Origin of the sequence: Luteibacter sp., from assembly GCF_036499525.1 — a bacterium.
In the GTDB taxonomy this organism is placed as follows: Bacteria; Pseudomonadota; Gammaproteobacteria; order Xanthomonadales; family Rhodanobacteraceae; genus Luteibacter.
The window spans coordinates 40,134-64,991 of sequence record NZ_DASYDO010000027.1; the positions used below are offsets into that span (position 1 = coordinate 40,134).

At 59.5% G+C, this 24,858-nt stretch carries 21 protein-coding genes; 16 read left to right on the top strand and 5 right to left on the bottom strand.

Annotated features, from left to right (window positions below):
- The first annotated feature begins 4 nt into the window (after nucleotides 1-4).
- Both VGM71_RS05695 and VGM71_RS05700 read left to right on the top strand, forming a co-directional pair.
- Nucleotides 5-550, top strand: coding sequence for a carboxymuconolactone decarboxylase family protein (locus tag VGM71_RS05695; protein WP_331542881.1), 546 nt, complete (start codon nucleotides 5-7; stop codon nucleotides 548-550).
- A gap of 6 nt (nucleotides 551-556) precedes the next feature.
- Nucleotides 557-1,174: an FMN-dependent NADH-azoreductase gene (locus tag VGM71_RS05700; protein WP_331542883.1), complete on the top strand. Its 618-nt coding sequence runs from the start codon at nucleotides 557-559 to the stop codon at nucleotides 1,172-1,174.
- 80 nt (nucleotides 1,175-1,254) lie between these two features.
- On the opposite strand, the gene VGM71_RS05705 is transcribed toward VGM71_RS05700, so the two are convergent.
- Nucleotides 1,255-3,345, bottom strand: a complete 2,091-nt coding sequence (locus VGM71_RS05705) for a S9 family peptidase (RefSeq protein WP_331542885.1) — start codon at nucleotides 3,343-3,345, stop codon at nucleotides 1,255-1,257.
- 189 nt (nucleotides 3,346-3,534) lie between these two features.
- Here VGM71_RS05705 and VGM71_RS05710 point away from each other — a divergent pair, with 189 nt between their 5' ends.
- The 13 genes from VGM71_RS05710 (at nucleotide 3,535) to VGM71_RS05770 (ending at nucleotide 18,931) form a co-directional block, all read left to right on the top strand.
- On the top strand, nucleotides 3,535-4,815 hold the full coding sequence (locus VGM71_RS05710) for a hypothetical protein (RefSeq protein ID WP_331542887.1): 1,281 nt from the start codon (nucleotides 3,535-3,537) through the stop codon (nucleotides 4,813-4,815).
- A 322-nt stretch (nucleotides 4,816-5,137) separates the two neighbouring features.
- Complete coding sequence (locus VGM71_RS05715) at nucleotides 5,138-5,584, top strand: pilin (RefSeq protein ID WP_331542889.1); 447 nt, start codon at nucleotides 5,138-5,140, stop codon at nucleotides 5,582-5,584.
- Between the two features lie 124 nt (nucleotides 5,585-5,708).
- Nucleotides 5,709-6,152, top strand: a complete 444-nt coding sequence (locus VGM71_RS05720; protein WP_331542891.1) for a pilin — start codon at nucleotides 5,709-5,711, stop codon at nucleotides 6,150-6,152.
- Between the two features lie 36 nt (nucleotides 6,153-6,188).
- Nucleotides 6,189-8,132, top strand: a complete 1,944-nt coding sequence (locus tag VGM71_RS05725) for a hypothetical protein (RefSeq protein WP_331542893.1) — start codon at nucleotides 6,189-6,191, stop codon at nucleotides 8,130-8,132.
- A complete protein-coding gene (locus VGM71_RS05730; RefSeq protein ID WP_331542895.1) occupies nucleotides 8,129-10,081 on the top strand; it encodes a hypothetical protein in 1,953 nt (650 codons plus the stop codon). Before VGM71_RS05725 ends, VGM71_RS05730 begins: the two co-directional genes overlap by 4 nt.
- A 26-nt stretch (nucleotides 10,082-10,107) precedes the next feature.
- Nucleotides 10,108-11,310 carry a DegT/DnrJ/EryC1/StrS family aminotransferase gene (locus tag VGM71_RS05735; protein ID WP_331542897.1) on the top strand — a complete coding sequence of 401 codons (1,203 nt, stop codon included), beginning with the start codon at nucleotides 10,108-10,110 and terminating at the stop codon, nucleotides 11,308-11,310.
- Nucleotides 11,307-12,449 carry a hypothetical protein gene (locus tag VGM71_RS05740; protein WP_331542899.1) on the top strand — a complete coding sequence of 381 codons (1,143 nt, stop codon included), beginning with the start codon at nucleotides 11,307-11,309 and terminating at the stop codon, nucleotides 12,447-12,449. The genes VGM71_RS05735 and VGM71_RS05740 overlap by 4 nt, the downstream gene beginning before the upstream one ends.
- Nucleotides 12,442-13,284, top strand: coding sequence for a hypothetical protein (locus VGM71_RS05745; protein WP_331542901.1), 843 nt, complete (start codon nucleotides 12,442-12,444; stop codon nucleotides 13,282-13,284). Before VGM71_RS05740 ends, VGM71_RS05745 begins: the two co-directional genes overlap by 8 nt.
- Before the next feature lie 14 nt (nucleotides 13,285-13,298).
- A complete protein-coding gene (locus VGM71_RS05750) occupies nucleotides 13,299-14,789 on the top strand; it encodes a lipopolysaccharide biosynthesis protein (RefSeq protein ID WP_331542903.1) in 1,491 nt (496 codons plus the stop codon).
- On the top strand, nucleotides 14,786-15,808 hold the full coding sequence (locus VGM71_RS05755) for a glycosyltransferase (protein WP_331542905.1): 1,023 nt from the start codon (nucleotides 14,786-14,788) through the stop codon (nucleotides 15,806-15,808). The genes VGM71_RS05750 and VGM71_RS05755 overlap by 4 nt, the downstream gene beginning before the upstream one ends.
- A complete protein-coding gene (locus tag VGM71_RS05760) occupies nucleotides 15,798-16,733 on the top strand; it encodes a glycosyltransferase family 2 protein (protein WP_331542907.1) in 936 nt (311 codons plus the stop codon). The genes VGM71_RS05755 and VGM71_RS05760 overlap by 11 nt, the downstream gene beginning before the upstream one ends.
- Entirely contained in the window at nucleotides 16,715-17,818 is a 1,104-nt protein-coding gene (gene glf, locus VGM71_RS05765) for a UDP-galactopyranose mutase (RefSeq protein WP_331542909.1), read from the top strand. Before VGM71_RS05760 ends, glf begins: the two co-directional genes overlap by 19 nt.
- 3 nt (nucleotides 17,819-17,821) lie before the next feature.
- The gene (locus tag VGM71_RS05770; protein WP_331542911.1) at nucleotides 17,822-18,931 is read left to right on the top strand and encodes a glycosyltransferase; all 1,110 of its coding nucleotides are present in this window, start codon (nucleotides 17,822-17,824) and stop codon (nucleotides 18,929-18,931) included.
- On the opposite strand, the gene VGM71_RS05775 is transcribed toward VGM71_RS05770, so the two are convergent.
- The 4 genes from VGM71_RS05775 to galE all read right to left on the bottom strand — a co-directional run bounded on the left by VGM71_RS05775 (nucleotide 18,928) and on the right by galE (nucleotide 22,855).
- Entirely contained in the window at nucleotides 18,928-20,184 is a 1,257-nt protein-coding gene (locus VGM71_RS05775) for a glycosyltransferase (RefSeq protein ID WP_331542913.1), read from the bottom strand. The genes VGM71_RS05770 and VGM71_RS05775 overlap by 4 nt on opposite strands.
- A 4-nt stretch (nucleotides 20,185-20,188) precedes the next feature.
- Entirely contained in the window at nucleotides 20,189-21,043 is an 855-nt protein-coding gene (locus VGM71_RS05780; protein ID WP_331542915.1) for a glycosyltransferase family 2 protein, read from the bottom strand.
- A gap of 13 nt (nucleotides 21,044-21,056) precedes the next feature.
- Nucleotides 21,057-21,800, bottom strand: coding sequence for a methyltransferase domain-containing protein (locus VGM71_RS05785; protein WP_331542917.1), 744 nt, complete (start codon nucleotides 21,798-21,800; stop codon nucleotides 21,057-21,059).
- Nucleotides 21,801-21,883: 83 nt separating this feature from the next.
- Complete coding sequence (galE, locus tag VGM71_RS05790; RefSeq protein WP_331542919.1) at nucleotides 21,884-22,855, bottom strand: UDP-glucose 4-epimerase GalE; 972 nt, start codon at nucleotides 22,853-22,855, stop codon at nucleotides 21,884-21,886.
- A 173-nt stretch (nucleotides 22,856-23,028) separates the two neighbouring features.
- Here galE and pilB point away from each other — a divergent pair, with 173 nt between their 5' ends.
- Nucleotides 23,029-24,756 (top strand): type IV-A pilus assembly ATPase PilB, encoded by a 1,728-nt coding sequence (pilB, locus tag VGM71_RS05795; protein WP_331542921.1) that lies wholly within the window; start codon nucleotides 23,029-23,031, stop codon nucleotides 24,754-24,756.
- Nucleotides 24,757-24,858: the final 102 nt, after the last annotated feature.

The window sequence follows — 24,858 nt, forward strand, 5'->3', positions numbered from 1 at the left end:
TGTAATGTCTAGAACTATCGCGTTGAAACCCGAACAGGTGCCGGTCGATTCGAAACCGACCCTCGATGCCTTCACCAAGAACATCGGTTTTACCCCGAACATGATGGCCGCTTTTGCGCAAAGCCCCCTGGCGTTCAATGCCTGGGCCACCTTGCTCGGCTCCATGAGCAAAGCACTTGACGTGAAGACCCGCGACAGCATCGGGCTTGCCGTATCCGAAGTGAATGGCTGCAACTATTGCCTCGGGGTTCACAGCTTTACAGCCGAGCACATGGCCAAACTATCGGCCGATGACATCATCCTGGCCCGGAAGGGTCACGCTACCGAACCGAAGCGAGACGCCGCGGTCCAGTTTGCTCACAAGGTCATTGAAACGAGAGGCCAGGTCAGCGACGCGGATCTCAAGACCGTCCGCGATGCGGGCTATACGGACGCGAACATCATGGAGATCATCGCCCTGGTGGCCATGTACTCCTTGACGAACTTCTTCAACAACGTTTTCGACCACGAAAAGGATTTTCCCGCTGTCACACCGGCAGGATCGATCTGACTCAGCATGAACATCCTTCATATCGATTGCAGTCCGCGAGCCGAATCGCATAGCCGCAAGCTTTCGGCTGCGATCGTGGAAAGGCTTGTTGGGATGTCTCCAGGCGCGACGATCCATCGGCGAGACCTTGGCGCCGATCCCGTCCCGCACGCGTCGGCCGACTACGCGACAGCCCTGTCGTCGCCGGCCACCCTGGCCAACCCTCCGGAGGGCTCGCTAGAGCTCTCCGAGGCACTTATCCAGGAGGTCGAGGCGGCCGATGTGATTGTCATCGGAACGCCCATGAATAACCTGACCGTTCCGTCGAACTTCAAGGCATGGATCGATCGCATCCTCCGCGCCGGCCGCACATTCAAGTCGACGCCGGCAGGAAAGGTGGGACTGATCAGGGACCGCCCCGTGTTTGTCGGCATCGCGTCCGGCGCTATCTTCGCCGGCGACCGGGCAAACCAGCCGGATTTCCTCAGACCGTATCTGTCGGCGGTGCTGACCAGCATCGGACTGAAAACGCTTCAGTTCCTGCCCATACAGGCTACCGCGTTTCTCGATCATGACCAGGCCATCATGGCGAGGGAGAAGGCGCTCGCCATGATTGATTTTAGTGTCGTGGGAGTGGCTTCTTAGCGGCGTTGGGGACTCGCGACGTGATGGTTTTCACGACGGATGTCTCAAAGAGAAAGGCGGCCTGGACCGCCTTTCATTGATTACCTGGCCCCAGGAGCCGTCCACTCCTTCAACCACGCATTCACCGTTTCATGCCACTGCACGCTGTTCTGCGGCTTCAGCACCCAGTGGTTCTCGTCCGGGAAGTGCAGGAGCTTGCTCGGAATGCCGCGACGCTGCAGCGCGGTGAATGCACCCATGCCCTGTGTTTCAGGAATACGGAAGTCCTTGCCGCTGTGCACGATGAGCATCGGCACGCGCCAGTCCTTCACGTGGTTGATCGGGTTGAAGCGCTCGTAGTTCTCCGGGTGATCGAACTGCGTGCCGCCGTTTTCCTTTTCTTCGAACCAAAGTTCTTCGGTGTCGTAGTACATGGCACGTGCATCAAAGACGCCGTCGTGGTCTACGAAGCACTTCCATGGCTGGTTCCAGTTGCCCGCCATCCAATAGACCATGTAGCCGCCGTAGCTGGCGCCTAGTGCGCAGGCGCGATCGCCGTCGAGAAACTTGTACTTCGACAGCGCCGCATCCCAGCCCGCCTTCAGGTCGTCCAGCGGCTTGCCACCCCAGTCACCCGAGATGGACTCGGTGAAGGCCTGGCCGTAGCCCGTGGAGCCGTGGAAGTTCACCGTCACCACGGCGAAGCCCTGCCCTGCATACGTCTGCGCGTTCCAGCGATAGCTCCAGCTGTTCGTCATCGCGCCCTGCGGGCCGCCGTGGATGATGAAGGCCACGGGGTAGGTTTTGCCCCGCTTGAAACCCACTGGCTTGACCATGTAGCCCTGCACGGTTTCGTTGTTCCATCCCTTGAAGGTAAAGAACTCGAAGTCGCCGGTCTGTGCGCCCTTGATCCGCTTGGCATTGAAGTGCGTGACCTGCTTGAGGCTCTTGCCCTTCAGGTCGGCCGTATAGAGGTCGGCCGGACGCTTCAGATCGTCGCGGGACAGCAGGAATTTCTTGTCGCCGGCGGAGAAGGCGGACACCGAACCGTCGGTGACGAGGATCGTTGCCTTGCCGGTCGCCACGTCGATCGCGAACAGCGGATGCTGGCCGTTGTCGTCGGTGGTCGTGTAGAGCGTCTTGCCATCGCGCGAGATCTGCAGGGAGCCGGCGGAGCGATCCCACGACGGCGCCACTTCGCGCTTGCTGCCCGACGCCAGGTCCAGCGCCATGATGCCGAAGCGATCCGCCTCGGAACCCGGCTCCTTCATGGCCGTGTAGTAAAGCGTCTTTCCGTCCGGCGATACCAGCGGGTTGGCGTCCCATGCCTGGTTCTCGGCCGTGAGATTTGCCGGAGCCGCCGAACCGTCGGCCGGCACGCTGTAGATATCGAAGTTGGTCGACCAGGGCTCCGTCTTGCCGGCAACGCGGACGTCGAAGTAGACCGTCTTGCCGTCGGGCGAGAACGAGAATTCGTCGTCGCCGCCGAACGGCTTGCTCGGAACGTCGCCGTCGATGTCGCGGCTCAGCAGGACAGGCTGGGAAGGCGCCGTCGCGTCGGCGATGTACAGCTGCGAACGGCGGCCGTCGGCCCAGGTGTCCCAATGGCGGACGAAGAGCTTGTCGTAGACGGTGCCGCTCGACTTGTCCTTCTCGCGGCCGTCCAGGCGCTCTTTGGTGCAGGCAAGGTCGGGACAATCGGTGAACACGTCATAGCTGAGGAGCAGCTTCGAGCCGTCCGGCGACAGCTTGAAGGCATTGACGTCCAGCGGGCTGGTCGTCACCGCGTCGCCCGTGCGGACGCTCAGCGACAGGGCTTTGCCGGAGGCATCGGCGTCGAAAGCGCGATGCCAGACCTGGGTCGTGCCGTCCTTTGCAGCCGTGTAATAGATCGACTTGCCGTCGGGAGCCCAACGCGGCGAGGAACCCTTCTCGACCACCATCACCGGCTGCGGCGGCTTGTTGAGGTCCATTACGTAGAGCGAGGTGACGCCCTTGTTCGCCGCATAGTCCGTGGCCCGGACCGAGAACAGCGCGTAGCGGCCGTCCGCCGACAGCTGGGGATCGCTTACGCGGTCCATCATGACCAGGTCGCGGATGGAGAACGGGTGCGGGGTGCCGCTGTCGGCATCCGCGGCCAGGACAGGGCCGGCCGCTAGCGCGAGGGCCAGCGCGGCGAGAAGAGGCTTCATCGGAGGGACTCCCTTGGTGTGTCTGCCGGGCACGGTACGGGGCGGCTGGCGCGGGTGCAAGCGTCCCGGCTCCATGAGCCCGGGCCACCATGGGCTAAGCTTGGGGAATTCGCCGGTTGACTGGACCGGTATCGGGGGAACCTTTTGTCCGGTACTGATACTTCTTCGATGAGTCGCGGGCGCACGTTGGTGCTCGCCATTATCGTGCTTGCCGCTTTCGCCGTTCGATACAGCTACGTGCGAATCGCGGTGGTCGACAGCCCTCTGCGTGGAGATGCCTGGCAGTACTTCTGCTACGCCTGGAACCTCCTCAAGCACGGCACGTTTTCCATGGCTCGCCCCATGGCGGCGAACGTCGTACCAGACAGCTTCCGTGACCCGGGATACCCGGCATTCTTAGCTGTGCTGATGGCTATCCGAGGCACGGGTCAGGAGGTTTACGACACTCTTCTCCTTGCTAAGTGCGTGATTGCCAGTGCGAGTGTCGGCCTTTGCATCTCCCTCGCACGCCGCTGGCTGGGATTTGGTGCGGCGTGTGCCGTGGGAATACTTTGCGCATTCTGGCCGCACCTCATCAGCTTCTCGGGCTATGTATTGAGCGAAACCTTGCTGGGGTTCCTGATCGTGCTCGCGGTATGGATTCTGGATACCGCCTTGCGTCGCGATTCCCGCGCCACGGCTGTCGTTGCCGGGCTGACATTCGCGGCGGCCGCGCTGACAAATGCCGTGCTGCTGCCCATGGCGCCGATATTGGCCGTCATCATGGTGTGGCGGGACGTGCCCCGGCGCTCACTCTGGGTTGCACTTCTGCTGGCCAGCGCGCTTGCATCGGGCACCTGGATAGCTCGAAATCTGACGCTGCCCAACGGCGCCAGTGCCGAAGGCAGGGCGTCGATCAACTTCGTGCAGGGGTCCTGGCCGGAGTATCACACGGCATCATTCAGCGCCATTCAATTGGGCGACCCTGCAGCCAAGATCGTGATGGCGGAAATCGCTCGGGAAACGCATGCGATACAGGCCGATGCGCGTGGAGGCTGGGCGCTCATGTCAGCGCGCATGTCCTCCGATCCCCTACGGTACGCGCGCTGGTACGCGGGCAAGCCCGCCCTACTTTGGGGATGGGATGTCGCCGTGGGCCAGGGAGATATCTACGTCTTCCCCACTTTCCACTCTCTCTTTGAAGACAACGCCGCTTTCCATGCATGGGCAGGCATTTGCTTCCTGTTGAACCCGTTGATTGCCCTGCTCGCGCTGGTCGGCGTCGTTCACACCTTGCTCTGGAAAGAAGCTCCGTTCGCACTTCGTTGGACCGCCGCCATCGTCGCCATGGCTACTGCCGTGTACTGCCTGCTTCAGGCAGAACCGCGCTACGCCGTGCCCTACCGGGGACTGGAATTCCTCCTTGCGACGTGGGGAGCCATGACCTTGTGGCGGTGCTGGATAGCCCGCCGGTACAGCGCATCCACTTGAATTGTCAAAATTTTATGTGCCCATTCGCGTCACATAGTGACGCTCCTCGTCACTCTTGAGTGGGTCTTCGTGACGCGCTCGGCATTCCCGAAAAGACGTCTATTGTGTAACCGCCGTGGGTATGGAAAATCGTCTGGCCTGCTGTTCAGGGCGAGCCATCCCGGATCGTGGCATGTAACATGCTTCCTTCCGCGGTGAGCTTCCTGGTCGTTTTTTCCTCAACATTTGGCGAGGGGGGAGCCGGGCCAGCCTAGGGGTCCCGGTGCTAGGGCTCAGGGGGCGTCAAACACAACGGTTAGCTAACCAATCGAGGAATTGTTCCATGAAGAGCATGCAGAAGGGCTTTACGCTCATCGAACTGATGATCGTCGTCGCGATCATCGCCATCCTGGCCGCCATTGCAATCCCGCAGTACCAGGATTACACCAAGCGCGCCAAGGTCTCGGAAGGCCTCGTGCTGGCTGATGCTGCCAAGCTGGCTGTTTCTGAGACGTATCAGGCTAAGGGTGATTGGCCGAAGAACACTACCGAAGCTGGTTATCAGACTGCGACCAGCACGTACGTCGAGAGCGTCGACATCGGCACCAAAGGCGTGATCACGGTGAAGTACAAGAACATCAAGGACACCGCGATTGACAAGCAGACGATCATCCTGACCCCGACGGCGTCGCAGGGCTCGATCCAGTGGGATTGCAACGGCGCCGCGGGTCTCGGCGGAGCTACGGGCACGATCGGTTCGAAGTTCGTTCCGGCGAACTGCCGCAAGTAAGTCGCTCGTTTGGATGTTGCCGCTGGCGAGTCAGTACCAGCGGTAGATCGGGAAGGCTCCTTCGGGAGCCTTCTTCTTATCGGGCAACCATGCCTTACAGGGGGCATATCAGGAGGCTGGGGCGATGAGCAGGACGACAAAAGGTTTTACACTCATAGAATTGATGATCGTCGTGGCGATCATCGCCATTCTGGCGGCGATTGCCATTCCGCAGTATCAGGATTACACCAAGCGCGCCAAGGTCTCAGAAGGCCTCGTGCTAGCCGATGCGGCGAAGTACGCGGTCGCCGAAACCTATGGATCTCGTGGAGAATTTCCCGCATCCGCAGTCGAAGCCGGTTATCAGACAGCCAATAGCACCTACGTCAGCCGGGTCGAGATCCAGGGCCAAGGGGTAATCAAAGTAACCTACCGCAACATCGACAGCGCCAATATCGATGGACGGTTCTTTACACTGACGCCAACCGCTTCCGGTGGCATTATCACGTGGAGTTGCAACGGTGCGGCCGGTTTCGGCACGCCGGGCAATATGACCCCCAAATACCTTCCCGGCACCTGTCGGAGTTGATCCAGACTCCGACGTGCCCGCCACGTCGGAGTACGCTTGAACAAGGCCATAGCACCCAGTGCCGACCTTCGGCGCTTTCTACCAGGACTGGCCGCTCTTGCCATCCTGCTCCTGACCGTCGCCATCTATGCGCCGGGCCTCCACGGGCCTTTCCTGCTCGACGACATCGGTAATCTCGAGCCGCTCGATCGTTGGATGAAGGGCTCGCTCAACTGGCACGCCGTGGTATTCGACAATCGCTCGGGCCCCACGGGACGGCCGCTCAGCATGGCCACCTTCCTGCTCGACGTGCTGCGCACAGGACAGCTGAACTCGTTCTCTTTCAAGCCGACCAATCTGGTCATTCACCTGATCAGCGGTTTATTGGTGCTTGCTCTCGCGTCGGAAGTATTTCGCGCCGTGGGTTGGCCGGAAAAGCGCCGCCAATGGTCGGCGGTAGCGCTCATGACCACTTGGCTGTGGCTACCCATCCAGGTCAGCACTGTTCTCTACATCATCCAAAGAATGGCCCAGCTATCGGCCATGTGGATGCTTGCCACCGTGGCACTTTATCTCTTCGCTCGTCGCATTCTGGTGCAGCGCACCTCGATAGGCCGTATGGCGTTGCTCTGGATAGGAGTCCCCGCCCTGGCGCTCCTTGCGTTGCTCAGCAAGGAGAATGGCGCGCTTGCCCTGCCCCTTGCCGCCGTCGCGGAATGGGCCTTGTTCGACAGGACCAGGCGGCCGCGAAGCATCCTCGTCTTCCTTGGCGTTACCGTGGTAGTTCCCACACTCTGTGTGATCGCCTACATCCTGGTACACCCGGGTTTCTTCACCCGTGGATACGCGGTTCGCGATTTCACGCTCGGTCAGCGCTTGTTGACCGAACCCCGCATCATGTGGGATTACCTGCAGACATCGGTCCTGCCAGTAGGCAGCCGCATGGGCATATATCACGACAACTACGTGATATCCACCAGTCTTTGGCAGCCGTGGACGACGGCGTTGAGCATCTTCGCGTGGCTAGCCCTGCTTGTGTGGGCCATGCTCTGGCGACGTCACGCACCGGTATTCGCGTTGGGCGTGGTTGCGTATCTGGCCGCGCATGTCATCGAAAGCGGCCCGATCGCGCTCGAACTCTATTTTGAACATCGCAACTACCTGCCATCCGTTTTTGCGTTGATTGCCATAGTCGGGCTGCTTAACGACTTTCTCTCACGCCGTTCGAGCACCATTGCGTTTGCAAGGACAGGCACCGCCGCGGCAATGGCGGTGATCCTGATATACGGACTTAGCTCGCTGAACCACGCATTCGCATGGTCCAGCGAAGCGGAGTTTCATGCACTGCAATACGGCTATAACCCAAGCTCACCCCGCCTGCTTTCGGTCCTCGCGGGCAAAGCGATGATACGCAAGGATCTCGCCGCTTCCCTGCATTTCATCGACGAAGGGGAGCGATACGCCCACCCCTCCGAACGCTCAACCGCCACCCTGTGGAGAATCATGGCCTACTGCGAAGCCGGCTCAGCTGTTCCGGACAGCATCTACACGGAGCTCGAGGGGCGAAACCGTGGCAGGCTGACCAACTTCGCCATGACCGCATGGGAGCTTTTAGCCAATCGAACCGTGGACGGCTGCACGAGCCTGGACACGATGCGCGTCGCGCATGACGGTCTCGCATGGCTCGAACAGTCGGGTCAGCCCGCGGGAGTACAACTGGTCTGGCGCACTCGCTACAACATCGGCCGAATGATCGCGACCACCGGTGACCTCGCGGGTGCGGAGGCCGAGGTTCATCGCGCCTGGACCGATAGCGGCCGGAACAACGGAATCGGCGTGATGCTATTCCAGCTGAACGCGTCCCTCGGACGGATCGAGGTCTGCAAGGAAGTGCTGGCGTCGCTGGAACGCTCCAGCCACGGTGACGACTACGCGCTCAACCGCGCCGTTCGCTCGTTCACGGAAGCCATGCCCGGGCTAGAGGCGGGGGCGTCCAGGTGATCGATGCAGGGTTACCAGTGCAATCGCAAAATCGAAAGACCGAGTTGATCGGCTGGGCGGTGATGCTCGCCCTCATGTGTATGACCGTGTTGATTTACACACCCGGTCTCTCGGGCGGGTATTTTTTCGACGACTACCCGAATATTGTCGATAACCCGGCCATCCGCGTCGCCCACGTCGATATTCCAAGCCTGGTTCGCAGTGCGCTTTCTTCACCATCCAGCGAGTTCCGCCGCCCGATCGCGTCTCTCAGCTTCTCGATGAACTACCTGATCGGCGGCAGCGACCCGCTGGGGATGAAGGTTACCAACCTGGTCGTTCACTTGATCAACGGCTTGCTCGTCTTCATGTTGTTGCGGCGGTTGTTGGCAGCGCTCGGGTCCCCTCCACAGCGAACTCCGATCGTCGCGGCAATGATCGCCAGCGGCTGGATGCTCTTGCCGATCAATCTGACGGCCGTGCTGTACACCGTCCAGCGCATGGAAAGCCTCGCCAATCTGTTCGTGTTGCTCGGCCTGTTCGGGTACGTCGGCGCTCGAATCAGAATGCAGCAACGCGCAAGCCGCGCCGACCTGTGGATGGCGGTACTGGCGCTTGCCCTCGCCACGCCGGTCGGTTTGCTTGCGAAGGAAACGGCTGCCCTGCTTCCGCTTTATGCATTCATCATCGAGTGCACGGTCTTCCGCTGGAAGTCGGCGGGGCATGGCAAGGCGGGACACGTCGACATGCGGCTGGTGGTAGCCTTCGCGATCCTCCTCGCATTGCCGCTGGTGGCTGGCTTGGCGTGGCTTCTGCCGGGGTTGTTGCAGCCCCAAGCCTGGGCCAGCCGCGAATTCACCCTCGGCACCCGGCTCCTCAGCGAGGCACGGATCGTCTGCGATTACATCATTTGGACTCTCGTCCCCACCTCGTCCGGCCTTGCCTTCTATCATGACGACTTCGTCATTTCGTCAGGCTGGCTTTCACCCTGGACGACGACCGCCAGCGCCCTGGTGCTCACGGCATTGATCGGCTTGGCCATCTTGCTGCGCAAGCGGATGCCAGGTTTCACCCTTGGCATCCTGCTGTTCTTCGGCGCCCAGACATTGGCGTCGACCATTCTTCCCCTCGAACTGGTCTACGAGCATCGAAACTACTTTGCAAGCCTGGGTTTGCTGATCGCTCTGGCCTGCCCCCTGAGCCTGCATTGGGAACGCCTGAGCGTGGCTGGGAAGGGCATCCGCGCCGCTACCGCTGCCGTTGCCCTCGTCTGCTGGACGTTTGTCACCGCAGACACGGCGTATGCATGGGGATCTCCTCTTCGCCTGGCCCAGGAACTGGCACGACGCGGGCCGGATTCGCCGCGAGCCCAGTACGAACTCGGCCGTGCATACATTATTGCTTCGGGTTATCGAACCGAGTCCCCGTTTACCGACTTGAGCTATGCGCCCCTTGAGCATGCGGCCAGCTTGCCGAACTCCGGCATCCTGCCGGAACAGGCGCTGATCTTCCTGAACGCTCGGCTACATCGACCGGTCAAGACGGAATGGTGGGAAAGCATCGACGCAAAACTCCGTGCGAACGAGGTAAAGGTTCAGGACGAGAGCGCCCTAAGCTCACTGGTGCAATGCAAACAGACTACGTTATGTGACCTGCCAAACGACCGGCTCCTGAACGCATACACCGCAGCCCTGTCCCATCCAAGTCCGAGTGCCCGTCTCCTCGCCACCTATGGCGATTTCGCGTGGACCTCGCTTCGCGATCGTGCGCTTGCACAGCGGATGCTCGAAGCCGCCGTAAAAGCAAAGCCGGAGGAACCGGCCTATCGCCTCACCCTCGCGCGCATGGCGATTGATAACGGAGATTTCGATCTAGCACGGGAACAGCGCTCGGTTCTGTCGAATCTCAATGTAGGCGGGTCATTGGCAGCTGACATCGCCGCCATCGATCGCGCCCTCAACAAGCAGTGACACCATCCGGCCAACCGAGAGCCGGAGTGTTTCCATCGGATGAAAAAATGATGCCATCGAGTTACGAAAGCAAAAGAGATTTCGCAATTCACGGCGGAGTTCCTGCGTTCTCCGAACCTCTGCACGTGGGACATCCCAATGTTGGAAGTCGCGAGGCGTTCCTGCATCGGGTGAACGAAATTCTCGACAGGCGATGGCTATCGAACAATGGCCCGGTGGTACGGGAATTCGAACAGCGAATAGCCGACTATGTCGGAGTAAAACACTGCATCGCGATGTGCAACGGCACTATTGCAATGGAGATCGCGATTAGGGCGCTCGATATGAAGGGCGAAGTAATCGTGCCTTCATGGACATTCATCGCGACCGCTCATGCGCTCTCTTGGCAGGACATTACACCTGTATTCGCCGACATCGACGATGTGACCCATAACCTCGATCCAACGGCAGTCCGCCGCATGATCACGCCACGCACAACTGGCATCATTGGCGTTCACGTATGGGGTCGCGCCGCGCCCATCATAGAACTCGAGGCTATCGCGGAAGAACACGGCCTCCGATTGATGTTTGACGCTGCCCACGCCTTCGGTTGCAGTTACGAAGGGACCAGAATAGGTGCCTTTGGCCAGTGCGAGATATTAAGCTTTCATGCCACGAAGGCGTTCAACAGCATGGAAGGTGGCGCCATTGTCACGAACGACGACGAGCTCGCCGAGAAAGCCCGGCTGATGCGAAACTTCGGATTTGCGGGGTATGACAACGTCGTACATCCGGGTACAAACGGAAAAATGACCGAAATATGCGCAGCCATGGGCTTGACGAATCTCGATTCGATCGATGACTTCTTCGACCAAAATCGGAGAAACTACGAAACCTACCTAAAAGAATTGTCGGGCCTGGAAGGCCTGTCTTTCGTTCACCATGCAACGGACGAAGAGTCGAACTATCACTATAACGTAGTAGAAGTTGGCCCATCGTTCGGGATAAGCCGTGATCGTCTTATCGAAGTGTTGCACGCAGAAAACATCCTCGCCAGGAAATATTTCTGGCCGGGATGTCACGGAATGAGGCCCTATAAGGAGCTCTATCCGCACGCATCGTTGCTACTTCCGAATACTGAGACCGTAGGATCACGCGTTGTCGTCCTCCCGACAGGATCCAACATAACGCCAGGCCACGCATCCAAGGTTTGCGAGGTGGTTCGAAGTGCCGCAAGGCTCCGTCCGTGACCGACGAAAGTCGGCAATTCCTGGTGTTTTCCGGGTCGAACGACCGGGCTGTTATCGCGTTCCTTCGAGCAGCGAATCGATGTCGTGCAAAGGTTTCCGTCGTCGCGATGTCGACAGACGATATCGTGCACAAGAGTGCCTATGCTCACCAAGTGGTCATGACACGCGACAGCAAAAGCCTCACGATTGAATTGTTCACGCGATGGGTGACCGCTGTCAGGGAAATAGTCGGGGGCTGTGAATTAGTCATTTTTCCATCGTCCGAGTACCTCAACACGTTTCTCCTCCGAAACCGGGCTGCCATCGAGGGACTTGGGTGCCTGGTCCCGCTGGTGGAAGAAGATATCTATCGCCTCGTCACAAACAAATCCACGTCGGGATCGCTCTTCGCACGGCACGGGGCTATCCGCCCTCGAGAGATCCCGAGCAGCGACGTGAAGCCACCTGTCGTCGCAAAGCCTAGGGCCAACATTGATCTATCCGGCCGCGCGTTGTATCCGCACCTGATCTTCAACAAGACGGATCTGGAACGCTTCCATGCGGCTGAATCCGCGAGTGAATTTTTCTTTCAGGAATGGGTAGGAGGGCCGAGCTTTTACCTTCTGCTTTATCTCCCACCTTGCGGGGCCCCACCCCTATCGACGTCCCAGGAGAATCTGGTCCAGCAACCGGGCGGGAAGTCCATGCTTTTCGCTCGCCAGGCATCTATCCATGAGAGCCCTGTCCTTGCCAGCAGTCTCGCCGCGCTGCGAGACATCCGCTTCCATGGCCTCTGCATGATCGAGTTCATCTCGCGGTCCGGCCAGATGTACTTCATTGAATTGAACCCCCGACCGTGGGGGCCTATTCAATTCTGCGAAGACTTAGGCGTACCGATGCTGGAGGCATTCATAGCAGACTGGACCGGAAAGCCGCGGCCCACTTCGCGAGCACGGACCGGTAGAACATACTACGCATGGTTTGGCGGACTGGTAGATACCGTATTGTCCAAGGGACGCCTTGCGACGCACGGAGGAGCCAAGATAAATGTCAAGCTCATCGGGCTGGCACTCAAAAATGATATCTATCTGCGTCGAGACACATGGCGCTGCTTCGTGCACGAACTTTGGACCGCAATCTCGAGACCTTTTCATGATTAAACCACTGGCGCACGAGCTCCATGACCTTTACGCAGATGCCTCAAAGCATTCGCAATACCAGAGTCTTCCAGTCTTCGTAGCCGAGGCCATTGGCTACCAGGAGACGATAGACCAAGGCTGGCGTGGAGACACCCCCCGGTTCAATTACATCCGTTCACGCCGTGCACCGGCGCCCGGAGAGCATTGGGCAGACTTTGGGGCCAACACGGGATATTTCACATTGAGCCTCGCGAGGGACCACCCCGAGACGCAGTTCACGGCGATAGAGGCCAATCGCAACCACGCGAACTTTATCACGCGTATCGCAGAGGCCTTCGAACTGAAGAACGTATCGGTCCTAGCAGATGCTGTCGGCCTTCGCGGCATACCTTCCCTACCTCGTGTCGATGTCATGCTGCATCTGAATGTCATCCATCATGCTGGGCACGACTTCGACAGGGAGGAGGTTCCAACTCTCGACAATTTTGGCTCGTACGCAGTCGAATATTTAAAAGCCTTGCGTGGATGCGCGGCCGAAGTGTTCTTCCAGATGGGCAGCAACTGGGGTGGCGACAAATCCATGCCGTTGGTCCCTGTTACGGCCGATGTAGAAAAGCTGGCCCTGATGGCGGGTTATCTCGTGGATTCCGACTGGGCAATCGAATCTGTTGCTTATCCAGAGCGCACGGACGCGGGCGTCGCATATAGTGCGATCGACCATCGCATCCCCCAACAGCTTAATGCGCGGTCTATCGATCTCGAGCTGCTCTCCGGCCAATTGGCGGAACTTGACCTGAACAAGTTCCCGGGAGAGTTTTACCGACGGCCGCTCTTTCATTGCCGTCGCGGCGAGTGATTGAAGGTTGGCACATGCCGAAACATGACGGAGCGTTGGTTGAGGCACTGCCGAAGGCGACTTCGGCGGCCGTGCTGTGGGCAACGATCGATATTTTGGCGCGCCAGGGATCGCAGTTCTTCATCGCGCTGATTCTTGCGCATCTCCTTACGCCAAACGACTTTGGCGTGATGGCGCTGGTCGCGGCCTTCGCGACGATTGCAACAGTACTTGTCGATGCAGGATTTGCAATCGCACTTATTCGCCAGCCTACGCACAATGATGTAGACGCGAGCACGGCATTCTGGTTCAACTTTTTTTGTGCAATCGTCATCGGCAGCGGATTAGCTTTACTCGGTCGATCACTTGCCAATTTCTATGGTACGCCCGTACTGAGCGGGCTGGCGATAGCAATGGGCGCCAACATAGTCATCGCCTCCTCTGCAGGTGTACACACCGCCCTTCTGACTCGTGCAATGAACTTTCGCATTCAGGCCGCGGCATCGGGTGCATCGAATATCATCGGCGGTTTGGTAGCCATAGGCCTGGCTATTCAAAGCGCAGGACCATGGGCGCTAGTTGCTCAGGTACTGATCGCGTCGTCGGTCAATTCTCTTGTACTGTGGCGCCTTCATGCATGGCGCCCCATGCTCACATTCAACCGCGAAAGCTTCGGACGGTTGTATGGGTTCGGCTTTTTCATGATGGCATCCTCGGTGTTGGACCTCATGGCCAACCGCTTTCATGCTTTCATCATCGGAAAGATATATTCACCAGCGGAACTCGGCATATACTCGCGCGGCCTCGCGACCCGTGACTTTGGCCAGAATATTCTCGCTTCGCTCTTGACGAGGCTGTCGATCCCAATCCTGTCACAACATGCTGACGACCCCGCAGCTTTGCGTCGTCGGGTGGCCACGGCGAACAAGATCGCCATGACGATCAATCTACCCTTGATGCTTGGCATTGCATCGTCCGCGGAAGAGCTCGTTCCATTCCTATTCGGTGCCCAATGGCAACGTTCTACTCCCATCCTCTCTGTACTCTGCCTGGCTGGCGCCATATGGCCCTTGCAGTTAAATAACGTCAACCTATTGTCGGCGCTAGGCCTCTCGGGCAGGCTCGCGGCGATGGAAATCGCGAAGAAAGCCATCCTCGTCCTTTCAGTCATTGGCGCGGCACCGTTCGGCATGATCTGGATCGCCTGGGCCACCGTATTCGCCTCTGTAATGGCATTCATTGTTAATGCGGCTCAAACCCGCACTTTTATAGGATACTCCGCCACCAGGCAGCTGATGGATGTCGCCGGCAGTGTTGCGTTGGCCACGACGATGGGGATTCTCGTGTTGGCATTACATATCTGGCAACCAGTGCAATCGCAGGGCTGGCTTCTCGCATTGGAAATCGGCGCAGCGGCAACCTGGTACGTCGCGGGAATCACGCTCTTTCGTGTGGAAGCTGGAGTCCTCACATGGCGTCTATTTATATCGCAATGGCAACAGAGGTTGCCGGACACTGATTCATGACCTCCGACACATATCGTGAAATAAGCTCGCCAGAAATCGCGGAGACCAAACCCCTGGTCTCGATCTATGTCGCAACCTACAGGCATGAAAAATATCTGACACAAGCTGTCGAAAGCATCGTAGCTCAAAAGCTAGACTTTCCTATCGAGATAGTCATAGGAGAGGACCACTCGCCGGATGGCACGCTTGCTGTCGCCATTGAGTTACAGCGCAGGCACCCGGACAAGGTACGTGTCATCGCGGGCGATGGCAACGTCGGTGGACTTCGAAATTCCACGCGGTGCCTTGCCCTTTGTCGCGGCGATTTCATCGCATACTGCGAAGGTGATGACTACTGGCATGACTTGCGAAAGCTGCAATCGCAAATCGACATCATGACGGCGGACCCGCAGGTTGTACTCTGCCATAGCGATTATGATCGACTAATCGGAACGAGGATAAAGCGCTCGATGCACGCTCGCTATCCCTCCCCCTTCCTTGCGAGGGGCGCTTCCTATATTCCGCTACTCCACGAATGGACCGTCATGACCGTGACGTGTGTCTACCGTGCATCGCTGATTCGGGACTTCCTAAGAACACCGTTCAATCGCCTCGACTGGCCATTCGGTGACTACCCTAAGGCGCTTTATGCGAGCACGCAGGGTACGGTTGCTTATCTTCCCCGCTCAACAGGAACATGGCGCAAGGTCCGCGGCTCGCTTTCGAATGCCGGATTTCCTGCCATTCTTCGTCTGCGGATCGCGGATGTCGAATGCAAGCAGGTGTTCATGGCGGCATTCCCTGTCGACGACCAGATCAGACGGTCCGTCCTTGATCGTGCTCAACGGATTATCATGCGGGACGCATTCAACGTTGGGGATGTCGAAGCGTACCGGGCGGCGATGAGTCGATGCTCTCCGACAGCACGGCGGCCTATTTTCGACGCCGTCAGAATGATGGGGCTTCATTTGCGCTTTCCCGTTGTTATCACCCGTGCGTATAGAAACTTGATCCTTCGATTGACTGCTCATGGGTTCTGATAAGCAAACGACAATTTGGGCGGTTGTGGTCACGTTCAACCGCAAGGCTCTGTTAATCCGGTGCATCTCGGCCTTGCACGACCAATCATTGAGCCCTGATCACATCCTCATCGTAGACAATGCATCCTCGGACGGCAGCGCCGAGGCGTTGGAGTCAGCGGGATTGCTGGGGCGTACGGATACCACCTATCGCCGCCTTGAAGAAAACCGAGGAGGTGCCGGCGGATTTGCGGACGGTATTGCCTATGCCCTTGAGCAAGGCGCTGACTGGATCTGGGCAATGGACGACGACGCCATTCCCGAGCCAGATGCCCTCGAATCATTGATGGCAGTACAACCGTCATCAGCTCATGTCTACGCCTCAATTGCGGGAAGCGACGGAAGACTTGCGTGGCCTCTCAAACCCCTGAATGAGCACCCCGCAAAAATGCTTCTTGGAGTCTCGGAGGTACCTGACGTCGTGGAGGTTGAGAACGTCCCGTTCCTCGGACTGCTTGTGCATCGCGACCTGATCCGTCGCCTTGGGGTGCCCTGCTCGGAGTTTTTCATAGCTGCCGACGACACCGAATTCTGCGTACGGGCTAGGAAGAATGGCGCGCGGATTTTTGCCGTGGGCACAAGCCGAATCTCGCATCCAAATTCGCAGCTTCTACGGATAGGACGAGGTTCGTTGAGCATGACGTATCTCGACCTGCCACCATGGAAGCGGTATTACGATACGCGCAACCGTCTCTTCATCGCGAAGCGACACTACGGGTACAGGTTGTGGACACGCACTCTTCCTGGCGCGCTTGGTCGGGGACTGGTAGCCATATCGCGCGGCCCTCGTCGACGTGCACAGCTGAAGGCCACTGTCGCGGGCATCTTCGACGGACTGACGGGGCGAGCTGGGCGGCGGCACGATTTTTGGGAACTATTGCCTTGAAACACCTACTTGTCGTCGGCGCCGGCTTCGCCGGATCGGTCGTATCGCGCGAACTTGCAGAAGCTAGCTGGAAGGTGCGCGTCATCGATAAGCGCCCGCATATCGCGGGCAATGCCTATGACGAACTCGATGAGCACGGCGTACTCATCCACCGCTACGGCCCGCATATCTTTCACACCAACGGCGAGCGAATCGCAGCCTACCTGAGCCGATTCACCGAATGGCGCCCCTATGAACATCGCGTTCGCGGCGTCGTGGATGGGGTGGCCTATCCGTTTCCTATCAATCGGGACACCATCAATCGCCTGTATGGGCTCGACCTGGACGAGGCGGGTGCAGCGGACTACTTCGAAAGGGCACGCGAGGTACGCGAGCCGGTGATCACCAGCGAGGACGTGGTGCTCAACAGCGTCGGCCGCGACCTCTACGAAAAGTTTTTCCTCAACTACACGAGGAAACAATGGGGACTTGACCCTTCCGCGCTGAAAGCCGGAGTGGCGGCACGCATCCCTGTCCGGACAAATTCCGACGACAGGTACTTCACTGACACATTCCAGGCCATGCCTGCAGACGGATACACCCGTATGTTTGAGCACATGCTCGACCATCCGTCCATCAGTGTCCAACTGGGAGTGGAGTTTGACCGCCGCGAGATGGCGGATAGCTACGATCACATCGTCTATACCGGGCCTATCGACGCGTTCTTCGATTACCGCTTCGGCCCACTGCCCTATCGCTCCCTGCGCTTCGAGCACGAACATCTGTCAGGCGTAGAGGCATACCAGGAAACCGGGACGATCAATTACCCGAACGACCATGCCTATACCCGCATCACGGAATTCAAGCACCTGACGGGCCAGGTCCATCCCGGCACGAGCATCGTCCGTGAATATCCGGAAGCACAAGGCGACCCGTACTACCCCGTGCCGAGCGTGGAGAACGAAGCCTTGTTCAAGCGCTACGAAGCATTGGCCAATGCTGAAACCGGGGTTACGTTCGTGGGCAGGCTGGCACAATATCGTTACTACAACATGGATCAGGTCGTCGGTGCTGCCCTTGCCGCGGCTCGGGCATTGGTCGGCTGAAGCATGCGCATCGCTTTTCTTTGCAAACGTCGCTACATGGGCAAGGACGTCATCGACGACCGTTATGCCCGCCTGTATGAAATCCCGCGGCAGCTTGCACTGCTCGGGCACGACGTTCTCATCGCGTGCATCGGATATCAAGGACAGGGCGACGGCGAATGGGAGCATCCGGCCGGTCGCGGACGGCTTCGACTTCGAGCGTGGGGTGTGAAGGCCCCGTGGCTTCCGTCGTTATGGGCATATCCCCGTATGCTGCTCGGCGAGCTTCAGGAGTTCGCGCCGGATATGGTTTACGGCGCGTCGGATATTCCTAATGTCGCCTTGGCCCGGTGGGTTGCAGAGCGGCTTGGCGTACCGCTAGCCGTCGACCTCTATGACAACTTCGAGGCCTTCGGCCAGGCGAAGATTCCCGGCATGATCGGCGCACTTCGTCGAGCCACTCGTTCGGCCGCCGTCGTCACCACGACGAGCGAAGCGCTCGCACGCTATGTGCGCGACGAATACGCTTCCGCAGGGCGGGTGTTGGCTGTGCCCAGCACCATCGACCATTCCATTTTTCGCCCCCTGGACAAGCATGCGAGTCGACAGGAACTGGGGCTTCCCGCGGAGGCGCTGCTGGTAGGTACGGCGGGAGGGCTCCAACGTATGAAAGGCATCGGCGAGCTGTTCCAGGCTTGGGGCAGACTCAAGGCCGATCCTCGGATTCACCTTGTACTGGCTGGGCCAACGGATGGGAGTATCGAGATTCCCAGAGGCGAGCGCGTCCATTATCTGGGCCAACTGCCTCACGAGCAGGTTGCAACTGTGTTCAACGCACTCGACGTGGCAACGATCTGCGTGCTCGACACGCCCTTCGGCCGATACTGCTTCCCGCAGAAGGCCTACGAGATTCTTGCAACCGGTACGCCTGTCGTGGCCTCGGATGTCGGAGCCATGCGAGATCTGCTTTCAAACCACCCTTCGCTACTGTACAGGCCGGGCGACCCCGCATCCCTCGCGGATCGGATACGCGACACGCTGGAAACTCGCTTGCAGGTAAGCGTAGCCATCGAGGATTGGGCCAGCCTGGTTGGCCGAATCGAACCCGAATTGCAAGCGGCCTGTGACGGCTAGGTCTTGTTCGCGCTCGCCCCGATTGCGCCGTCCAATCTCATGCTTCTCTCGATAAGATCGCCATAGCGGCGGACAACGATCGACCAGTCCATGCACTGCCGCGCCCTGTCCGCCGCTTTACTTGCGGCGACCTGTGCAACGACGGGATCAGCAAGCCCGGCTAGCACCGCGGCAGTCAGCGCACTGCTGTCACGCGGATCGACGCGAAAGTAACCAGCGGAATCACCGAGAAGATCATCGAGTCCCTCTACTTCACCGACGACGTATGGACACCCTGTGGCCACGGCTTCCATCAATGCTACGGGCAATCCTTCCTGATCCCCCGAGGGATCGCGGACAAACGGCGCCACGAACATGGACGCGTGCCGGTAAAGCGCAGGCAATTTTTCTTGTGGTAGCGCACCCAGGAAGACAACGTTGCGGTCAAGGCCTAGTCGATCCACCTGTCGCTGTAGCGAATCCCGTTCCGGACCGAAGCCGACGATGTCGAGGGTAACGTCTGGCCTGACGGCAAGGATGGCGGGCATCGCATCCAAGAGGTGCGTGAGACCCTTTTTGGCCACCAGACGCCCGACAAAAAGCAATGCCGAGGTCGAGCGTTGATCGCCTTCCGCCATGCTGAAGCGGCCGTCCATGTCCACCCCCATCGGAATGGTTTCGAGGTGCTCCACCGGGAGGACCAAGCGCCGTACTTCTTTCGCCATGGCAGCGCTGACTACAGTCATGGCCGCTGCACGCGACACGACCCACCGCTTTATCGCGGCAAAAAGCGGATGCCTGAATCCGAAGAGATCGCCGCCGTGTGACGTAACGACATATGGCAGCGCGGGTGACGCGAGAAGCCTTGCGACAATACCGGGTGAAACGAGCCAGTGCGCATGTATCGCATCAACCCGTCGACGCGAGATCAGTCTTCTCGCGGACAGATATTGCATACCGACAAACCCAGGCACGAGCAGCCATTTCCACACCGACCGTCGAAGATTCGACGCGATACCCCCATCGTTGACCAGCGTTTGCAGGCCTCTTGGCGCGTAGCGGTAACGTATGACTTCAACGCCATCCAGCTCTCCGGATGGGTCCGCGCCCGGCGCATCGGGAACGAGCGCGATCACGTGGAACCGCGTCGCGAGGCGTCGGCACAGCTCGTGCACGAACCCCGGTTCATGGTCGCCGCGCCATCGGGGGTAAGTCGATGCCAGCACGAGCAGCGTTCGCTTTTCGGGCGCGCTTGGTGAACCCGCGTTCGTCATGGCATCAGTCGGTATGTCGGTATGTCAGCGCCGTGATCTGTTCGGAGACGAGCCCGATCAGGAATACGATCACACCGGCGCTCCACATGAGCGTACTGCCGTTAGTCAGGCGGCCGTAATCGAAGAAGGTGTAGGCGTAATTAGCGAAACCGAGCAGAAAGAACAGGAAACTGACTGGCATGAAAAGCTTCAACGGCGAATACAGCGTCGCAATCTTGAAGATGATCAACAGGAAACGAATGCCATCTTTCAACGGCTTGATGTGACTCTTACCCACCCGCTCGGCAGCTTTGATCGGCTCATAGGCCACGCCATAAGCGCTGCGAAAGAATGCCATCGTGCTGGTGGTCGGGTACGAGAACCCGTTCGGCAGAAGATGTATGAATTCGCGGAAGCGGTGGGCAAGCACCACCCGGAATCCCGAGGTGAGATCGGCCACCACCTGCCCAGTCATCTGGCTTGCGAGCCAGTTATAGAGCGTGTTTGCCAGGCCTCGACCGACGCCTGCCTGGCTCTCCCAGGATCGTGCGCCCACGATCATGTCATAGCCTTCCTCGAGCCGGGCAACGAGGCGCGCGATATCCGCAGGATCGTGCTGCCCGTCTCCGTCCATGAACACGAGGATCTCGCCTGTCGCCGCCCGGGCACCGCGCTTGATGGCCGCGCCATTGCCCATGGAATACGGCGCCGAAACGCAGATGACCCCGGCGCCGGCGCAGACATTTCGTGTGTCGTCCGTCGATCCGTCGTCCATCACCAGTATCTCGGCATCGGGGTGGAGCTCGCGAAGTCGAGGCAGTAACGCGACCAGTGCCGCGCCCTCGTTCTTCGCTGGAATGATGATGCTTAGGCGGTTCAACAGAAACTCCCAATCATGTGTGGCGCCGGAACGCCGGGGCCTTGGTCACTACATAGATGAGCGTCGGAATCACGGGGCGCACCATCGACCACAGCGAACCTGGCACATGGCGAAGGAAACGCGCGGCACCCTTGGGCTGCTCGATCGAAAGTGTTTCGCGAAGAGCGTCGACACAGACGTTGCGATAGGTAAAGCCGACTTCCCGAAGCATGCGTTCGACCTCACTCATGGCGAGCGGCACGCAGTCATAAAAATCGCCCTTACCGGCCATTCGCAGATACGGAGAGCGCAGGGCCGGGGTCAGCCAGCTCAAGAACGCGAGCTTGTAGTGCGGCTCCACCAGCATCCATCGATTGGGGACGGCCAGGTAACAGGCGCCTTCGTCGCGAAGGACGCGGTGGATTTCCCGCAAATGATCGAGCTGTTCGGCACACTCCCCCACATGCTCGATCACATGGTTACTGAGGACGACATCAAAGCTCCGATCGCCGAAAGGCAAGCCCGTACCGGCTACTTGCTGGAAACGATAGCCGTCCCCTACTTTCCTGCTATCCGTTACGTCAACTGCTTCGACGTTGAACTTCAGTTGCGCGTGCGTCGCGAAGTAATGCGAAATACCTCCCGAACCGCACCCAATCTCGAGAAGGTCCCGGGGCGTGGAATCCGGAACCAGACCAAGCAGTCGCTCGATCTTCAGCCCTTTGAGACGTCGGGAGGCCAGGTCGGGGGAGACGTGCCCCTGTCGCCCAGTCGTCATACCAGCCTACCTCGTACAAGAAATGTCGACTCGCGACTCAAGAGTTCTCCCCCATGACCGTGGAATCATACGAGAAACGAGCCTCAGTAGTTGCGCTGCGCGTGCCACTTCCACGCGGAACGAACAATGCTTTCGATATCGCTCATGGCAGGCGACCAGCCCAATTCATCCGATGCACGCGCATGTGTCGCCACGAGCCGGTCCGGGTCGCCTTCCCGACGCGGTGAATAGACGACCTCGACCTTCCGCCCGGTGACACCCTCCACTGCCGCCACCACGTCCATCACGCTGGACCCTCGTCCGGTGCCGAGGTTGAATACATGCGCGCCATCGCGGTGCCGCATGTAATCCGCCGCGAGGAGATGGGCGTGCGCGAGGTCGCAGACATGTACATAGTCGCGCACGCACGTGCCGTCGGCGGTGGTGTAATCCCTCCCGAAGACGTGCAGCGGGGAGCCTTCGGCCGCGGCGCGCAGTGCGTTGGGAATCAGATGAGTCTCAGGCTCGTGGGCTTCGCCGATACCTCCCTCCGGATCGGCGCCGGCAGCGTTGAAATAGCGCAGGCTTACAGAGCGAATGCCATACGCCACATGGGCTTCCGCGAGAAGTCGCTCCATGGCCATCTTGCTGCTGCCATACGGGTTGATCGGGCATAGAGCCTGGGACTCGTCTATCAGGCCCACCGACGGCAAGCCATAAACAGCGGCTGACGAGGAGAAAACGATGCTCGACACCGCATGACGCCGCATGCTCGCAAGCAGGTTGATCGAACCTGCGATGTTGTTGCGGTAATAGGTCAGCGGGTCGGCAACCGAGTCCCGCACGATGGAAAGCGCCGCGAAGTGGAACACGATGTCGGGTCGGAAGGATTCGAAGGCGCTATCGATACGGCTTTCGTCCAGCAGGCTGGCCAGGACAAGTTGAGCGTTGACTACGGCTTCCCGATGACCGGTCGACAGATCGTCCAGCACGAGCACCTCGTGGCCCGCTCGCTCGAGTGCTCTCACCATGTGCGAGCCGATGTACCCCGCCCCGCCACAAACGAGTGCCTTCATCAGCCACCTTCCTTTCATTTGGCCTCGAATCATAAGGGATATGCACGACACGAGACGAGAAGGCCAGTACGGCCCCGCGGACGCCGGAAAGCGCCGGCCCCGTCACATGCCCGTACGTGACCAATCCCATAATCTGGAGTAGATTCAGGCGCGTATCTCGGGGAAACGTCCACATGGCTTCACAAATGCATACGCCGATCCTGGCGGGCCTCACCGGCATGGCGCGCCGGCTGGTCACGGAGAACGTCCTGCCAGAGGCCGACGTGCGGAAAGCCGTCCAGGATTCTGCGGAGAAGCGTGCCTCCCTGTCGGCATGGCTGGTCGACCACAATCTGGTCGACAGCGCGAAGCTCTCCCAGGTCGCTTCTGCAGAATTCGGCATGCCGTTCATGGACATTAGTGGCATGGCGCCGGCCAATATGCCGCTGGACCTCGTGACCGAGGCCCTGGTGACCAAACACCAGGCATTGCCCCTCTTCAAGCGCGGCAAGCGCCTCTTCGTCGGCATCGCCGATCCAATGCAGTCGCACGCCCTGGACGAGATCAAGTTCCACTCGAACCACATGGTCGAGCCGGTTCTCGTCGAGCGGGGACAACTGCGCCGGATTATCGACAGCGCGCTCGCCTCGATGAGCGCCAACGTGCCCGGATTCGAAGATGGCGGCCTCGACGAACTGGTGATGGAATCCGGCGCCGAGGACGGTGACGGCACCAGCGGCATCGACGCCAATGCCAACGACGATGCCCCGGTCGTCAAGTTCGTCAACAAGATACTGGTCGACGCCATCAAACGCGGCGCCTCCGATATCCACTTCGAACCGTTCGAGTCCGTCTATCGCGTGCGCCTGCGTATGGACGGTATCCTGCGCATCGTCGCCACGGCACCGATCAAATTGGGCAACCGCATCGCCTCGCGCATCAAGGTCATGAGCGGCCTCGACATCGCCGAGCGCCGCGTTCCCCAGGACGGCCGCATCAAGCTCAACCTCACCAAGACCCGCGCCATCGACTTCCGCGTCAGTACCCTGCCGACGCTGTTCGGCGAAAAGATCGTGCTGCGTATCCTCGACGGCTCGTCGGCCAAGCTGGGCATCGACAAGCTCGGTTACGAGGAATTCCAGAAAAAGCTCTACCTCGATGCCATCGAGAAGCCCTACGGCATGGTGCTCGTCACTGGCCCCACCGGCTCGGGCAAGACGGTGTCTCTGTATACGGCCCTCAACATCCTCAACATCGAGGGGCGCAATATCTCCACGGTGGAGGACCCGGTCGAAATCCGTGTCGAGGGAATCAACCAGGTCCAGCAGAACGTCAAACGCGGCATGACCTTCGCAGCCGCCCTTCGTTCGTTCCTGCGCCAGGATCCGGACGTGATCATGGTCGGCGAAATCCGCGACCTGGAAACGGCCGAAATCGCGATCAAGGCCGCCCAGACCGGCCACATGGTGCTGTCCACCCTGCACACCAACGACGCCCCGCAGACCATCTCGCGCCTGATGAACATGGGTATCGCGCCCTACAACATCACGTCGTCGGTCACCCTGATCATCGCCCAGCGTCTGGCCCGCCGTCTGCACGACTGCAAGCGGGCCGTCCAGCTGCCGCCTGCCGCCCTGCTGGCCGAGGGTTTTACCCAGGAGGAAATCGACGCGGGGATCACCATCTTCGAGCCCGTCGGCTGCGATAGCTGCAATGAGGGCTACAAGGGGCGTCTAGGCATCTACCAGGTGATGCCGATGGTCGAGGACATCCAGAAGATCGTCCTTGAAGGTGGCAATGCCTTGCAGATCGCGGACGTGGCTCGCAAGGCGGGCATCAACGACCTCCGGGCGTCCGCCCTGCTCAAGGTCCGGAACGGCGTAACCAGCCTGGCGGAGATCAATCGCGTCACCAAGGATTGATGTTCCGCCAGAGCAACGTCAGGATGTGCGCCAGACGGCAGAAAAATAAGCGGAAAGTCGTTCAGACTATCCGCCGGTGTGGGGCCGCCCCGGGGCGGCCCC

What these genes read in the sequence shown, in the direction of transcription:
- VGM71_RS05705 (WP_331542885.1), bottom strand. Translation starts at nt 3,345, where the DNA reads ATGAAGCCTCTTCTCGCCGCGCTGGCCCTCGCGCTAGCGGCCGGCCCT.
- VGM71_RS05770 (WP_331542911.1), top strand. Translation starts at nt 17,822, where the DNA reads ATGCGCATCGCTTTTCTTTGCAAACGTCGCTACATGGGCAAGGACGTC.
- pilB (WP_331542921.1), top strand. Translation starts at nt 23,029, where the DNA reads ATGGCTTCACAAATGCATACGCCGATCCTGGCGGGCCTCACCGGCATG.
- VGM71_RS05715 (WP_331542889.1), top strand. Translation starts at nt 5,138, where the DNA reads ATGAAGAGCATGCAGAAGGGCTTTACGCTCATCGAACTGATGATCGTC.
- VGM71_RS05745 (WP_331542901.1), top strand. Translation starts at nt 12,442, where the DNA reads ATGATTAAACCACTGGCGCACGAGCTCCATGACCTTTACGCAGATGCC.
- VGM71_RS05785 (WP_331542917.1), bottom strand. Translation starts at nt 21,800, where the DNA reads ATGACGACTGGGCGACAGGGGCACGTCTCCCCCGACCTGGCCTCCCGA.
- VGM71_RS05760 (WP_331542907.1), top strand. Translation starts at nt 15,798, where the DNA reads ATGGGTTCTGATAAGCAAACGACAATTTGGGCGGTTGTGGTCACGTTC.
- VGM71_RS05700 (WP_331542883.1), top strand. Translation starts at nt 557, where the DNA reads ATGAACATCCTTCATATCGATTGCAGTCCGCGAGCCGAATCGCATAGC.
- VGM71_RS05695 (WP_331542881.1), top strand. Translation starts at nt 5, where the DNA reads ATGTCTAGAACTATCGCGTTGAAACCCGAACAGGTGCCGGTCGATTCG.
- VGM71_RS05755 (WP_331542905.1), top strand. Translation starts at nt 14,786, where the DNA reads ATGACCTCCGACACATATCGTGAAATAAGCTCGCCAGAAATCGCGGAG.
- galE (WP_331542919.1), bottom strand. Translation starts at nt 22,855, where the DNA reads ATGAAGGCACTCGTTTGTGGCGGGGCGGGGTACATCGGCTCGCACATG.
- VGM71_RS05775 (WP_331542913.1), bottom strand. Translation starts at nt 20,184, where the DNA reads ATGACGAACGCGGGTTCACCAAGCGCGCCCGAAAAGCGAACGCTGCTC.
- VGM71_RS05750 (WP_331542903.1), top strand. Translation starts at nt 13,299, where the DNA reads ATGCCGAAACATGACGGAGCGTTGGTTGAGGCACTGCCGAAGGCGACT.
- VGM71_RS05720 (WP_331542891.1), top strand. Translation starts at nt 5,709, where the DNA reads ATGAGCAGGACGACAAAAGGTTTTACACTCATAGAATTGATGATCGTC.